General features: G+C 37.2%; 13 protein-coding genes. 6 read left to right on the top strand and 7 right to left on the bottom strand.

Features of this window, described 5'->3' with window-relative positions:
* Nucleotides 1-2 precede the first annotated feature (2 nt).
* Together ureA and ACS125_RS09080 are read right to left on the bottom strand one after the other, a co-directional pair.
* Complete coding sequence (gene ureA, locus ACS125_RS09085; protein ID WP_002117495.1) at nucleotides 3-305, bottom strand: urease subunit gamma; 303 nt, start codon at nucleotides 303-305, stop codon at nucleotides 3-5.
* 100 nt (nucleotides 306-405) lie between these two features.
* The gene (locus tag ACS125_RS09080; RefSeq protein ID WP_443271638.1) at nucleotides 406-1,281 is read right to left on the bottom strand and encodes an urease accessory protein UreD; all 876 of its coding nucleotides are present in this window, start codon (nucleotides 1,279-1,281) and stop codon (nucleotides 406-408) included.
* Nucleotides 1,282-1,482: 201 nt separating this feature from the next.
* Here ACS125_RS09080 and ACS125_RS09075 point away from each other — a divergent pair, with 201 nt between their 5' ends.
* Both ACS125_RS09075 and ACS125_RS09070 read left to right on the top strand, forming a co-directional pair.
* Nucleotides 1,483-1,806: a hypothetical protein gene (locus ACS125_RS09075; RefSeq protein ID WP_004793955.1), complete on the top strand. Its 324-nt coding sequence runs from the start codon at nucleotides 1,483-1,485 to the stop codon at nucleotides 1,804-1,806.
* A gap of 186 nt (nucleotides 1,807-1,992) precedes the next feature.
* Entirely contained in the window at nucleotides 1,993-2,463 is a 471-nt protein-coding gene (locus tag ACS125_RS09070) for a copper resistance protein NlpE (RefSeq protein WP_004793957.1), read from the top strand.
* Nucleotides 2,464-2,521: 58 nt separating this feature from the next.
* Here ACS125_RS09070 and ACS125_RS09065 read toward each other — a convergent pair whose 3' ends face one another.
* The gene (locus ACS125_RS09065; protein WP_004793960.1) at nucleotides 2,522-4,126 is read right to left on the bottom strand and encodes an isocitrate lyase; all 1,605 of its coding nucleotides are present in this window, start codon (nucleotides 4,124-4,126) and stop codon (nucleotides 2,522-2,524) included.
* A 587-nt stretch (nucleotides 4,127-4,713) separates the two neighbouring features.
* Here ACS125_RS09065 and ACS125_RS09060 point away from each other — a divergent pair.
* The 3 genes from ACS125_RS09060 (at nucleotide 4,714) to ACS125_RS09050 (ending at nucleotide 9,047) form a co-directional block, all read left to right on the top strand.
* Nucleotides 4,714-5,703, top strand: coding sequence for a LysR family transcriptional regulator (locus tag ACS125_RS09060; RefSeq protein ID WP_004703082.1), 990 nt, complete (start codon nucleotides 4,714-4,716; stop codon nucleotides 5,701-5,703).
* A 112-nt stretch (nucleotides 5,704-5,815) separates the two neighbouring features.
* Nucleotides 5,816-7,141 carry a hemolysin family protein gene (locus ACS125_RS09055; protein WP_151963419.1) on the top strand — a complete coding sequence of 442 codons (1,326 nt, stop codon included), beginning with the start codon at nucleotides 5,816-5,818 and terminating at the stop codon, nucleotides 7,139-7,141.
* Between the two features lie 568 nt (nucleotides 7,142-7,709).
* Complete coding sequence (locus tag ACS125_RS09050; RefSeq protein WP_224973620.1) at nucleotides 7,710-9,047, top strand: CitMHS family transporter; 1,338 nt, start codon at nucleotides 7,710-7,712, stop codon at nucleotides 9,045-9,047.
* A gap of 43 nt (nucleotides 9,048-9,090) precedes the next feature.
* Here the strand turns inward: ACS125_RS09050 and ACS125_RS09045 are convergent, their stop codons facing one another.
* Nucleotides 9,091-9,603: a hypothetical protein gene (locus tag ACS125_RS09045; protein WP_004793963.1), complete on the bottom strand. Its 513-nt coding sequence runs from the start codon at nucleotides 9,601-9,603 to the stop codon at nucleotides 9,091-9,093.
* Between the two features lie 222 nt (nucleotides 9,604-9,825).
* Between ACS125_RS09045 and ACS125_RS09040 the strand changes: the two genes are divergently transcribed.
* Complete coding sequence (locus tag ACS125_RS09040) at nucleotides 9,826-10,374, top strand: DUF2239 family protein (RefSeq protein ID WP_004793964.1); 549 nt, start codon at nucleotides 9,826-9,828, stop codon at nucleotides 10,372-10,374.
* Nucleotides 10,375-10,426: 52 nt separating this feature from the next.
* On the opposite strand, the gene cysN is transcribed toward ACS125_RS09040, so the two are convergent.
* From cysN to ACS125_RS09025, 3 genes are read right to left on the bottom strand one after another with little or no spacing between them, the layout of a single operon-like run.
* Nucleotides 10,427-12,040 (bottom strand): sulfate adenylyltransferase subunit CysN, encoded by a 1,614-nt coding sequence (gene cysN, locus ACS125_RS09035; RefSeq protein ID WP_151827535.1) that lies wholly within the window; start codon nucleotides 12,038-12,040, stop codon nucleotides 10,427-10,429.
* A 30-nt stretch (nucleotides 12,041-12,070) separates the two neighbouring features.
* Nucleotides 12,071-12,979 carry a sulfate adenylyltransferase subunit CysD gene (cysD, locus tag ACS125_RS09030; protein ID WP_000140408.1) on the bottom strand — a complete coding sequence of 303 codons (909 nt, stop codon included), beginning with the start codon at nucleotides 12,977-12,979 and terminating at the stop codon, nucleotides 12,071-12,073.
* A complete protein-coding gene (locus tag ACS125_RS09025; protein ID WP_002117520.1) occupies nucleotides 12,972-13,103 on the bottom strand; it encodes a hypothetical protein in 132 nt (43 codons plus the stop codon). Before ACS125_RS09025 ends, cysD begins: the two co-directional genes overlap by 8 nt.
* Nucleotides 13,104-13,295 lie beyond the last annotated feature (192 nt).

The following is a 13,295-nucleotide window of genomic DNA, read 5'->3' as shown; positions in this document are numbered from 1 at the left end:
TTTTATACGATTGGCTGATGGACTGTGACTAATTTCGAGCCATCTGGAAAAGTTGCCTCGACCTGAACCTCAGCAATCATTTCTGGCACACCATCCATCACATCTTCGCGCTTTAATAAGGTAGTACCGTAATGCATCAAATCACTGACCGTCATACCGTCTCGTGCACCTTCAAGTAAAGCTGCGGAAATAAAAGCAATAGCTTCTGGATAATTCAGTTTCAATCCACGCGCTTTACGACGCTCAGCCACTAAACCTGCAGTAAAAATGAGTAACTTATCTTTTTCTGTTGGATTGAGTTCCATTTCTCTTTCCTAAATTGCATCTATATTGTTTAAGCAAAATACGTGCTCAAAAGTAGCATACTTGTTTTAACTGTTTTTTAAATACGCAATTTAACGTAACTTAAGTTTTCCAAATTCTTGGAAATTCTTCATCTAAATCAAACCAATAATGTCTTAATCTTGCTCGTATAGCCGCAAAAGCATCATGACAATGTCGAACATCATTTCCCAGAAAACGAGCCGAAACTACATCATCCAATAATGTTAATGTGACAGGTGCTTGCATACGCATCATCAATTCACGAATGAGTTCTAACTGCTGTTCTAAATAAAAAGCTGAGCGATACTTTTCGGGAGCGGCTGCCCAAAAGCTTCCCATTACGGCTTGATTATTCATACCCAAACATGAACTCAGCCAACGATCTTCTCCTTCAAAATACAATGTATCTGCAACCAATAACTTATGTTCTCGCCACAATTTAAACTGGTTGTGATAACTCCCTTGAATAAAGCGCTCCGCACGTGCCTGTCGCCCAAGCACTAACATATCCCACCCAATAAAACTCGCAGCATTATCAAGATGAATATGAGTTTCTGAATGTGCTAAAGCCCCATCGAACAGCATCGTTTCTTGTGGAACCCACTCTAAAATGGACTGATCTTTGACGTGCAAATGAATATGCTGACAAGCCTGCTTACCATTGGTTTTGTACCATTTCCCTGCACCCGGAGTAGTTACTACCACATGAGCTTGATCTTTGGTTTCAATTTCAAAAGTAAGATGATCTCCTCCTGCAATTCCTGCTGGAGGATGAACAATAATGGCATGACATACACCCGTTCTTTCAGGCCAGAGCATTTTTTGCACCCTAACAGGGCCATGATGCTTTCTATGACTCATTATGGTGCGTGAATTTTCAAAACAAAATCCGAGCTCTAATCGTGCATACCAAAATGGTGCTAAAGAGTTTTTTGAAAACGTTTGTACCTGATTCATTCTGGTTCATATGTTCAAAATAAGTGCTTAAAGTTATAAGCAAAATACGCACCAAATATGAAAATAAGCCAACCGATAAAATTAGATACAATTTTTCGATTTTAATGAGTTAAAAAATCATCAATGTCTAACATAAAACCACAGTAACTTATGGAATTGTTTATACAATAGCGCCCACCGTTGCTTCCATACTTGCTCTCCATGAAACTTTTTTTCGTGTTAACCCCACTTGTCTTTTTAACTGGGTGTATTTTTGGCCAATCTAATGAGGTCAAACGTGCAGAAAAAATCCTGCACAATTTCGAATGTAAAAATGTTGAGACAAGCCAGCTTGCAACAAGCTCGATTAATTCTTATTACCAGCAATCTTTAGCGGTAAGCAAAGAAAAAGCAACTTCATACGTAGAAAGCTACAAAAATGGTGAAGAATTATTCGACATGCCGCTAGATGAAGTTTTAAAGCAACAATACCAACTCTATAAATCAGCATGTGACTCTCTAGGTGGAGTTTCAGCGCAACCGTAATTTATAAGGTATTCATTAAACCGTTTTAGTGAATACCTGCTTTTAATTTTTGTTTTAATAATTATTCAAAATTTACTCACTTTACCTTTTGTTAAAATTAAATTACATACTTAAACTTTCATTAAGCTCTCATATTTCATAGCCTGTTATTTGCTTTTTTATTTATTTTCCGAGGTTTAGATCATCATGAAAAAAACATTATTATCAGTTGCACTTGTAAGTGCCCTTCTTGTTGCTTGTAGCAAAAACGAAAATAAAGCCGATACAACAACACAAGCCTCTGCTCCAGCTCAAACCACTGAAGCGAATAACAATGCAGTAGATACTGCTCATACAGCTGAAAACTCACTAGATTGGAATGGCACATATAAAGGCACTCTTCCATGTGCAGACTGTGAAGGCATCAAAACTGAATTAGAATTAAAAGATGATAAAACTTATGAATTGACTGAAACTTATCTTGGCAAAGGTGATAAGAAACCATTTGAAACCCATGGTACATTTACTTTTGACAAAGATAATACTTCAGTCATTACGTTAGATGATAAAGGACAAAACCGTAAATTCTTTATTGGTGAAAATACGGCAACTGCTTTAGACATGGAAGGTAAAAAAATTGAAGGCTCTTTAGCTGAGCATTATGTTTTGAAAAAATAATTATTTTTAATATAAAAAAAACCCGCTCATATGAGCGGGTTTTTTTTGAAATCAATTCTTAGTGAGCTGCGAATTGGTTCATTGTGTTCTTAGCATCATCATGTGCTTTAAGAGCGTTGTCACCAGAGAAGATTTCTTTGTGATCATCACCGATGTCAGAACCAGCCATTGCTTGGTGTTTAACACAAGCGATACCACCACGGATTTCTTTACGTTGTACGCCAGCAACATAAGCCAACATACCTTCAGAACCGAAGTAACCTTGTGCAAGCTCATGTGTAGAAAGAGCAGCAGTATGGTAAGTCGGAAGTGTGATCAAGTGATGGAACACACCCGCTTCACGAGAAGCATCTGCTTGGAATGTACGGATCTTAGCATCTGCATCAGCAGCTAATTCAGTATTATCATATTCAGCGCTCATTAATTTAGCACGGTCATATGCAGAAACGTCTTTACCTTCAGCAACCCAACGGTCGTAAGCTTGTTGACGGAAGTTTAAAGTCCAGTTGAATGATGGGCTGTTGTTATAAACAAGCTTAGCATTTGGAACAACTTCTTTAACACGGTTAACCATGTGTGCGATTTCTTCTACGTTTGGAGTCGCAGTTTCGATCCAAAGAAGGTCAGCACCATTTTGAAGGCTAGTCACACAGTCAAGTACAACGCGGTCAATTTGTGTGTCAGCACGGAACTGATATAAACCAGAAGGTAAACGCTTAGGACGGTGTAATTTACCATCACGTTTGATCAAGATTTCATCTTCTTGAGCATCAGCAATGTCAATTTCAACAGTGTCTAAGAAACCGATATATTGAGAAGCAATATCACCTGGCTCTTTAACTACTGGAATTTTTTGAGTCAAGTCAGCGCCTTCAGAGTCAGTACGCGCAACGATGATACCGTCATCAAGACCCATTTCTAAGAATGCATAACGTAATGCATGGATTTTAGAGATGAAATCTTCGTGTGGAACAGTTACTTTACCAGCTTGGTGACCACATTGTTTAGCATCAGATACTTGGTTTTCGATTTGAAGCGCACAAGCACCAGCTTCAATCATTTTACGAGCAAGTAAATAAGTCGCTTCTTCGTTACCGAAACCAGCATCGATGTCAGCAATAATTGGCACAATGTGAGTTTGGAAGCCGTCGATTTGAGCAGTGATTTCAGCAGCTTTAGCAGTATCACCCGCTTCTTGCGCTTTTTTAAGCGCACGGAATAAATCGTTTAATTCTTTTGCGTCAGCTTGACGTAAGAAAGTGTAGATTTCTTCGATTAATGCAGGTACTGAAGTTTTTTCGTGCATAGATTGGTCAGGAAGTGGACCAAATTCTGAACGAAGAGCAGCAACCATCCAACCAGAAAGGTAGATATAGCGACGTTCAGTAGTACCGAAGTATTTTTTGTTCGCAATCATTTTTTGTTGTGCGATAAAACCGTGCCAGCAACCTAATGATTGAGTGTATTTGCTAGAGTCAGCATCATAAGCAGCCATATCACGACGCATAATCGCAGCTGTATATTTAGCAATATCTAAACCAGTTTTGAATTGGTTTTGCATTTGCATACGTGCAGCATCTTCTGGGCTAATATCGCGCCAAGTGCTACCGAATTTTGCTTTTAGTTCGCGGATTGCATCAATCGCTGTTTGATATGTAGTCATGATATTGTCCTGTATTCATTTTAGGATTTCATCGATTGAAGCGTAGAGTCATGTACTTAAATTTCTTATGACACCAGCTGCTTCGTCATGAACACAGCTTAGACTTAGCCAATCAATTAATCCAATATCCTTTATTAATCTTCAGTATTTATTTAAAAAATATACCGATAAATCGATATTATAGATAAAACCAAAAACATTAACACTTTGTTTATAAAAATAAAATTATTCTAAAGGAGTATAGAATTTTATTCTAAAAACCGAGTAAGTCTTATTTTTATACATTTTTTGAAGTTTTTCTAGCCATTTTTAATTTAAAAAGTCAATTGTAAATTAGGCTATTTTCGCCAATGTAAAAAGTCAATTTACATGCTAGAAAGTAATGAGTTATATATAAATATATTCTATTTATCACCTTGATACTTAAAAACGTTGCAAAGACAATAAAATCGAGCCTTTGAAGCACCTCTCACTCCTACTTAATTCCTACAAAAAATGTCGTTTTTCTCATCATTTTTTCACACAATAGTTATTAGATATGGCATAATTTGAAACAATTTCAGGGTTTTATTTTCGGTATTTTTTTTATGAATCTGGAGCGAGTAGATCTTAATCTATTAATATATCTTGATGTACTTCTTCGTGAAAAAAATGTTACACGCGCAGCCGAACAGCTTGGGGTAACTCAGCCTGCAATGAGTAATATTTTACGTCGTTTGCGTAATTTATTTAATGACCCTCTTCTTATCCGCTCATCTGAAGGGATGACACCAACAGAACGTGCACTTGAATTACAACCTCGTATTCGTGATGCCCTTTCTGATCTCTCCATGATTTTGGAACCCCGTACCGAATTCCGCCCTTATACAAGTAATCGCGTTTTCCGCATTATGACATCTGACTATGCTGAGGCAACTTTAGTTCCTCGTCTTGTCAAAGCGCTCCGCTCTGAAGCTCCAAACGTTGTTCTTGATTTTCTTACACCGAGCGATGTGTCTTATAGAGATATGGAACAAGGTAAAGTTGATCTTGCAATTAATAGATTTAATGAAATACCGCAAAGTTTCCATCAGGTTTTAGTTTGGCGTGATAGTTTCAGTTGTATTCTGAACGACAAACATCCTGCTGTGACGCATTTAAATTTAAAAAGCTATTTAGATGCACAACATATCTGGGTTTCTAAAACAGGTATGGGTGTAGGTTTTGGGGTAAACCCAGATAAACAAGGTGGTTTAGGTTGGATTGATCAGGCATTAGAACGTATTGGTCAACGTCGTAAAATTTCTGTATTTACTCGCCACTACCAAATGCCTGCATTACTTGCTCAAAATGTAGATCTTATTGCTACATTACCAACCCGCATGGCACGCCTACAAACACAGAACCCTAAACTGGTTATAAAGGATCCTCCTTTTTATATTCCAGAGTTCGAACTTAAAATGGCTTGGTGTCCGTTGTTACATCATCACCCTGCTCATCGCTGGCTGCGCCAACTTATCTTATTTGTTGCTCGTCAAATGATTGAAGAAGAAAACCGTGAATTTCTAACCAACAATTCACAATTTTCTCACTATTAAATAAATTTTAATTTAATTGTCCTATCTTCAAGCGCTGAGCAATCAATCTGATTACCTCAGCGCTTTTTTATGTTAAAACATAGTCATAATAATGATGAACCTCAGGTGATTTGTGAGTCTCTTTCAAAATATCATTATCATCGTACTGCTTATCATCGGAGCAGGCTTTTTATCTTTAACTGAAATTGCACTAGCAGGTGCCAGAAAAGTTAAGCTAAAAATTCTAGCCGAAGCGGGTGAAGAACGCGCCCAACAAGTACTAGATTTACAAGAACAATCTGCTGACTTTTTTGCAGCCTCTCAAATTGGTCTAAATGCAGTTGCGATTTTAGGCGGTATTTTGGGTGAAGCTGCTTTTCGTCCTTATTTCGTCACTTTAGTAGACCGCTTTTACACAGGTCCTTGGACACAAACGATTGGTTTTGCCCTTTCCTTTACTCTAGTGACCTCACTCTTTATTTTATTTGCCGATCTTATGCCGAAACGTTTGGCTATGATTGCACCTGAAAAAATTGCAATTAGTGTTATTAATCCAATTCAGATTTTTATTAAGATTTGCAAACCATTAGCTTGGGGAATTAACGCAATTGCCAACCTGCTATTCCGTTTGTTTAAAGTGAATACAACGCGAGAAGACAACATTACTTTTGATGATATTTCAGCAGTCATGGATGCAGGTGCTCAAGCGGGCGTACTTCAGAAACAAGAACATCACTTTATCGAGAATGTTTTTGAATTAGAAGAACGTAACGTACCTTCGAGCATGACTACACGTGAAAATGTTGTTTATTTCACTTTAAATGAACACGAAGATAGCATTCGCCAAAAATTAGCAGAGTATCCGTATTCAAAGTTTTTGGTCTGTAATGAAAATATTGATCAAGTCATTGGTTACGTCGATGCTAAAGACTTTCTTGTTCGCATTTTAAATAACCAATCCCCAACTCAATTGAATGAATCAACCATTCGTACTGTCTTGATGATTCCTGACACCCTAACCCTCTCGGAATTACTTGATCGTTTCCGCTCTACAAAAGAAAAGTTTGCGGTTGTGATAAACGAATATGCGCTTGTCGTAGGTGTTATTACTTTAAGCGATATTATGATTACGGTTATGGGCGACTGGGTAACTCCAATTGATGAAGAGCAACAAATCATTAAACGTGACAATAACTCATGGTTAATTGATGGCAGCACACCGATTGATGACTTAAGACACGCACTTGAAATTGACGAAATGCCTGATGAAGAAAATTATGAAACTTTAGCAGGCTTCATGATGTATCGGCTGCGCAAAATTCCACGTCCAGCAGATTTTGTAGAATTCGGTGGATACAAGTTTGAAGTAGTCGATGTCGATCATTTTAAAATTGACCAACTTCTTGTAACTCGAATTTTAGAACAAACAGAAGTACATTCATCAATTGATGACAACTAATTTATATTAATTTAAATACCTCACAATTTTATGCGGGGTATTTTTTAATCTAAATAAATTTTTCAAATATGTGTAATAATTATTTTAGATTCATAAATTCAAGTTGCTCTTTTAATCTAAAATCAATATTATTTAAATCATCGATTATATTAAACCTTAAATACTGAAAAATAATAGAATAATCTATATATCTCAATTACCACTAAGCAGTTAAGTACCGATTTAAATTACCTCAGAACTTATGTAACTTAGCTCAAAGCAAGTATTTAAATGGTTCTTCTTCTCATCTCCCCCATCAAACCATATATAATTTAAAAAAATATCATATAATTTTTATTTTTATAAAACCTTTATAATCTATTATAATGAATCACATTTATTATAAGCTTACTATAATCTTAATATATATGTTCAGTATTTCGCCTAAATATACCTCTTCAAGTGAATATATATTAACCAAATAAACTAAATATATTATTTGTCTTTTTAATAAAAATTAATAAGAATAACCAAGGTCAGAGTTTTGAATAAACTTGTTCAGTAAAACTATAGGCAAAGGATTGATTGTATGCTGACATTACTTGGTGTTGGCATGATTTTGTGCTTCATGTACTTAATCATGTCCAAACGTTTAAGCCCTATTATTGCTTTAATTCTCATCCCATTTATTTTTTCACTTGTTGCCTGGGGCCTAGGTCACTACTTTGAAAGTTTAAGTCACATTGAACTCAAAGGTCTCAGTGAGATGATGCTAGATGGCATCAAAAAATTAGCGCCAACTGGCGTAATGCTTTTATTCGCAATTTTATATTTTGCCTTAATGATCGATGCAGGTCTTTTCGATCCACCGGTTAAATGGATTTTAAAAAAGGTTAAAGGTGATCCTCTAAAAATCACACTAGGAACTGTGTTCTTAACCACCATGGTTTCTTTAGATGGTGATGGCTCAACAACCTATATGATTTGTGTAGCTGCAATGCTGCCACTTTATCAACGCCTAGGAATGAATACACTCATCATGACTGCACTTATGCTGTTATGTAGTGGTGTAATGAACCTAACACCATGGGGCGGCCCTACAGCTCGTGCTGCAAGCGCCCTGCAAGTTGACCCAAGCCACATTTTCGTACCAATGATTATCCCTATGGTCATTAGTATTGCTTGGTTATTCTTCTTGGCATACCTATATGGTCGTTACGAGCAAAAACGTTTAGGCGTTATTGAACTTGAAACTCACCATGGTGACAACATTACCGTATCGAAAGATCCTGAAGCGACTCGCCCACATTTACGCAAAGTAAATATGGTGCTTACAATCCTTCTTATGATCGCTTTGATCAAAGGCATTCTGCCTATGTCTGTGTTGTTCATGATAGCGTTCTGTATCGCAATGCTCATTAACTACCCAGATGTTGATATGCAGAAAAAACGCATTGCAATGCATGCGGACAGTGTCTTAGCTGTTGTGGGTTTAATTTTCGCAGCGGGTATTTTCACAGGTATTTTATCTGGCACAGGTATGGTTGAGGCGATGTCTAAAGAATTTGTCGCAATGATTCCTCCAAGCATGGGGCCATACCTTGCACCGATCACAGCTTTAGTGAGTATGCCTTTGACCTTCTTTATGTCAAATGATGCTTTCTTTTATGGCGTTTTACCTATTCTTGCTGAAGCTGCTTCACATTATGGTATTAGTGCAGAAGCGATTGCTCGCGCTTCGATTGTAGGTCAACCTGTACACTTGCTATCACCTCTTGTCCCATCAACCTATTTGTTATGTGGTCTTGCTAAAGTCGATTTTGCTGACCATCAAAAGTTCACTTTAAAGTGGGCATTCATAACTTGTATGGTATTAATGGGTACTGCTTTAGTGATTGGTGTTTTCCCACTTTTTAGCACGCTTTAATTATTCTTACACAATAAAAAAAAGCCCCAATCGGGGCTTTTTTTTATTTCTGTACATATTCAATTAAGTGATCTAACACGATCTGAAAATGCAATGTAATGTCTTCTTCTAAAATTTTATAGGCATTATCGAATTGCACCATTGGCCAACCTTCTTTCCAAAATGGAAAAATATTGTGTAGACCTTCAGTCACGATCGCATCTTCACGACTAATCGCTTGAGCAACTTGAGCTAAAACCTGAGCGGTTTCTGCACCATCAATAGCTAAATAATCAATACCACGTGCTTTAAAAATACGGATACGGTCTTTTTTATAACGAATCTTTTTCGCCTGACCTGAATTCAAGCCTAATGCCAGCGTAGCAGCTTCTACAAACTTTTCTTCAAAGTTTGCATTCAATGCAACTAAAGCCTGTTTATGTGCTTCTTGACGCCCAGCTTTCCCCCCGTTACGGATAATCTCATTTGCTTCCGTATCCAGCTTATCTTTTTTCATAGACTGTAAAATGTCTAAAATTTCGATATCGCTTAAAGATTCAGGAGATTGCTCAATCATGGGAGTCCTAATACACAAAAATAAAAAAACATTGTCTCATAAAAGCGATATCAAAGCAGAATAAAATTTTAAATAGCCTATTATCTTGACTATTTTTATAGTCCTAACTTCATAGACTACACTCATAAAATCAAATAATTCTTTGGTTCTAATTTTAATTATTTGCCGAATTAATTTTACCCTGATAATATTATTTTACCCAGATAAAAATATACGGCTAAAATGAATACTAAAATCACCTATACTGCTTTCACTGGAAGCACGCTTATTGCGAGTGACTCCCTAATTGAACTTGCAAAAAAACTTAAAGATCTTCCGAAAACAACGGAAAATATTCTGATTTTTAATGATCAAACAGGTCAACAAATTGATCTTGATCTTTCTGGTTCGGAACAAGAATTTCAACAACGTTATGCTGAACCGGAAGAAATTAAAAAAGTTGGACGGCCTAAACTCGGAGTAATTTCGCGTGAAATCACTTTACAGAAAAAACATTGGGAATGGTTAGATCAACAAAGTGCGAGTGCATCAGCAGTAATTCGTAAGTTAATTGATAAAGAGCTAAATAACCCAAGTTCTGAAGGCAATATTATGCTGGCCAAACAAGCCATCGACCGTTTTATGTCTGCCATGTTGGGTAATATGCCAAATTACGAAGAAGCAACACGCGCCTTATATCAAGGCGATCGAGATATATTTTTAAAGATGATTCAGAGCTATCCTAAAGATTTAAGGGAATATTTAACTTTAAAAACTCAAAATATTTTCTGAACCCAATAAAAAAACCCGCTTACGCGGGTTTTTTCAAAATTAATTCAGTCTATTAAAGACGGACTAATTCCACAACTTTTTCAACTGCTTCTTCAACGGTTTCAGCAGTAACTTCTGTATCTGTGCCATCCACAGCCGTAGTGATAACCACAACACCTGTCTCACGCAATAAAGTAATTTGCTCAGCAGTTAAGTTAGCTTTTGCAATCGCAACTACACCTTGTTGGATCAATAAACTTTCTAAAACTTGAGCTTTCTCGATTAACTGTGCAGAAATCCCAATCACCGCAGGTTTTTGACCTAAACGTGCAGCACGATCTTCAGCAGTAACAGGATTGCTATGTGCAGTCCACTCTACCGCAGACTCAACCATACCCGCACCAACCGTTACATTGCTTAAACGATCAATGAAAATAAATGAACCTGTGTATCGTGAATCTTGATATTGATCAAATACGACTGGCGCATCAAATTCAACAACAACGTCTGCAATTGCATTTAACTCAAGCTCTTCAACCTGAGTATGCTCAAGCGTATTCACATTCACACGATAGTGAATGTTCGTTACTTTAGCAGGAACAGTCTGTGTACCAATTTTAACGTTGTACAGCTTACCTTTCACCAATGGATGTTCATTCATCCATACTACTGAAGCACGAACACTGCGAGAAATTAATGGTTGCTCGCCAGCACGTACTAATACGTTTCCACGGCTAATATCAATTTCATCATTCAACGTTAATGTAACCGCTTGACCTGCAACAGCTTGGTCTAGATTTCCGTCAAATGTTACGATTTCTTTAACTGTTGAGCGCTTACCTGATGGTAATGCAACAATCTCATCGCCAACGTTGATTTCGCCTAGAGCCACAGTACCAGCGAAACCACGGAAATCGAGGTTTGGACGGTTCACATATTGAACAGGGAAACGGAATTCGTGTTTGTTTGATTCACGACTAATTTCCACAGATTCAAGAATGCTCATCAAGGTTTGACCCTTGTACCAAGCTGTATGCTCAGAAACATTTACTACGTTATCGCCATTTAAAGCAGAAATCGGTACAAACTGAATATTGGCTGGACGACGATCACCTAACTGACTTACGAAAGCATCATATTCAATCTGAATTTCAGTGAAGCGTTCAGGAGAGTACTCAACCAAGTCCATTTTATTGATAGCAACAACGATATTTTTAATACCAAGTAAACTAGCAATAAACGTATGGCGACGAGTTTGAGTTTGCACACCATAACGCGCATCAATCAAGATAATTGCAAGATCAGCAGTTGATGCACCAGTTGCCATGTTACGCGTATATTGCTCATGTCCTGGAGTATCAGCAATAATAAACTTACGCTTTTCAGTTGAAAAATAGCGGTAAGCCACATCAATGGTAATACCTTGCTCACGCTCAGCTTGTAAACCATCTACAAGTAATGCCAAGTCTGGTGCATCGCCTGTAGTTCCTACTTTTTTACTATCGCGCGTTACAGCTTGCAATTGATCTTCATAAATCAATTTTGAATCGTAGAGTAAACGTCCAATAAGTGTACTTTTACCATCATCTACGTTACCGCAAGTCAAAAAACGCAGAAGGTCTTTTTGTTCATGTTGCTTCAAATAGGCCAAGATATCTTGACTGATTAATTCTGATTGATGAGACATTGCTCAAACTCCACAAATTTAGAAATTGTCTTAGAAATAGCCTTCTTGCTTTTTCTTTTCCATTGAGCCCGCTTCATCATGGTCAATCATACGACCTTGACGCTCAGAACTCGTGGCTAAAAGCATCTCTTGGATAATTTCAGGTAACGTATCTGCTTCAGACTCAACTGCACCAGTTAATGGATAACAGCCAAGCGTACGGAAACGTACAGACTTCATCTGTGGAACTTCACCTTCTTTTAAACGCATACGTTCATCATCAACCATGATTAATGTACCGCTACGCTCTACTACTGGACGAACAGCAGAGAAATAAAGAGGAACGATTTGAATATTTTCTAAATAGATATATTGCCAGATATCCAACTCAGTCCAGTTAGATAAAGGGAATACACGAATACTTTCACCTTTGTTCACTTTACCATTGTAAAGATTCCAAAGTTCAGGACGCTGGTTTTTAGGATCCCAACGGTGTTTACTATCACGGAATGAGTAAACACGTTCTTTCGCACGTGATTTTTCTTCATCACGACGTGCACCACCAAAAGCAGCATCAAATTGATATTTATCCAAAGCCTGTTTTAAAGCTTGGGTTTTCATAATATCTGTATATTTTGAACTACCATGATCAAATGGATTAATTCCAGCTTCACGACCTTCTTTGTTCTGGTGAACAATTAAATCAAAACCATGTGTTTTTGCCATGTTATCGCGAAACGCGATCATGTCTTTAAATTTCCAGCCCGTATCTACGTGTAATAATGGGAATGGAAGTTTAGCTGGATAAAATGCTTTTAACGCAAGATGAAGCATGACAGCTGAGTCTTTACCAATTGAGTAAAGCATGACTGGATTTTCAAATTCAGCAGCAACTTCACGGATAATATGAATACTTTCAGCTTCAAGTTGCTTGAGATGTGTGAGTCTTGATTCAGTCATGAACACGTCCTTCTCTATCCATTTTGCCCATAAAATCTAGAAGTAGTATTAAACCACCACCTAGAAGACCATGTGGAGGAACGAGTGCCATAACAACTCCAATTTTTCGTGATAGATAATCCAACCATAAACCTATATATGGCTTATAGCATTAGTTATGCATTATAGTGATTTAAAACCGATTTCTTTTGCTTGTTTTTTCATATTGATATTCGATTTCATCATATACATATAATATGCTGATTCACTTGCACAACTTTGCAATCGTAGCTTGTGTAGCGAACTTAAGCAAATTATGTTCTAGCCTTTAGATTTC

Origin of the sequence: Acinetobacter sp. PFS20, from assembly GCF_052261015.1 — a bacterium.
GTDB lineage: Bacteria > Pseudomonadota > Gammaproteobacteria > Pseudomonadales > Moraxellaceae > Acinetobacter.
Note: the sequence above shows the minus strand (reverse complement) of the source record. Positions and strands in the feature narration are given on the sequence as shown.

Excerpts from the sequence above, each read along its gene's own strand:
- ureA (WP_002117495.1), bottom strand. The coding sequence starts at position 305 with ATGGAACTCAATCCAACAGAAAAAGATAAGTTACTCATTTTTACTGCA.
- ACS125_RS09080 (WP_443271638.1), bottom strand. The coding sequence starts at position 1,281 with ATGAATCAGGTACAAACGTTTTCAAAAAACTCTTTAGCACCATTTTGG.
- ACS125_RS09075 (WP_004793955.1), top strand. The coding sequence starts at position 1,483 with ATGAAACTTTTTTTCGTGTTAACCCCACTTGTCTTTTTAACTGGGTGT.
- ACS125_RS09070 (WP_004793957.1), top strand. The coding sequence starts at position 1,993 with ATGAAAAAAACATTATTATCAGTTGCACTTGTAAGTGCCCTTCTTGTT.
- ACS125_RS09065 (WP_004793960.1), bottom strand. The coding sequence starts at position 4,126 with ATGACTACATATCAAACAGCGATTGATGCAATCCGCGAACTAAAAGCA.
- ACS125_RS09060 (WP_004703082.1), top strand. The coding sequence starts at position 4,714 with ATGAATCTGGAGCGAGTAGATCTTAATCTATTAATATATCTTGATGTA.
- ACS125_RS09050 (WP_224973620.1), top strand. The coding sequence starts at position 7,710 with ATGCTGACATTACTTGGTGTTGGCATGATTTTGTGCTTCATGTACTTA.
- ACS125_RS09045 (WP_004793963.1), bottom strand. The coding sequence starts at position 9,603 with ATGATTGAGCAATCTCCTGAATCTTTAAGCGATATCGAAATTTTAGAC.
- ACS125_RS09040 (WP_004793964.1), top strand. The coding sequence starts at position 9,826 with ATGAATACTAAAATCACCTATACTGCTTTCACTGGAAGCACGCTTATT.
- cysN (WP_151827535.1), bottom strand. The coding sequence starts at position 12,040 with ATGTCTCATCAATCAGAATTAATCAGTCAAGATATCTTGGCCTATTTG.
- cysD (WP_000140408.1), bottom strand. The coding sequence starts at position 12,979 with ATGACTGAATCAAGACTCACACATCTCAAGCAACTTGAAGCTGAAAGT.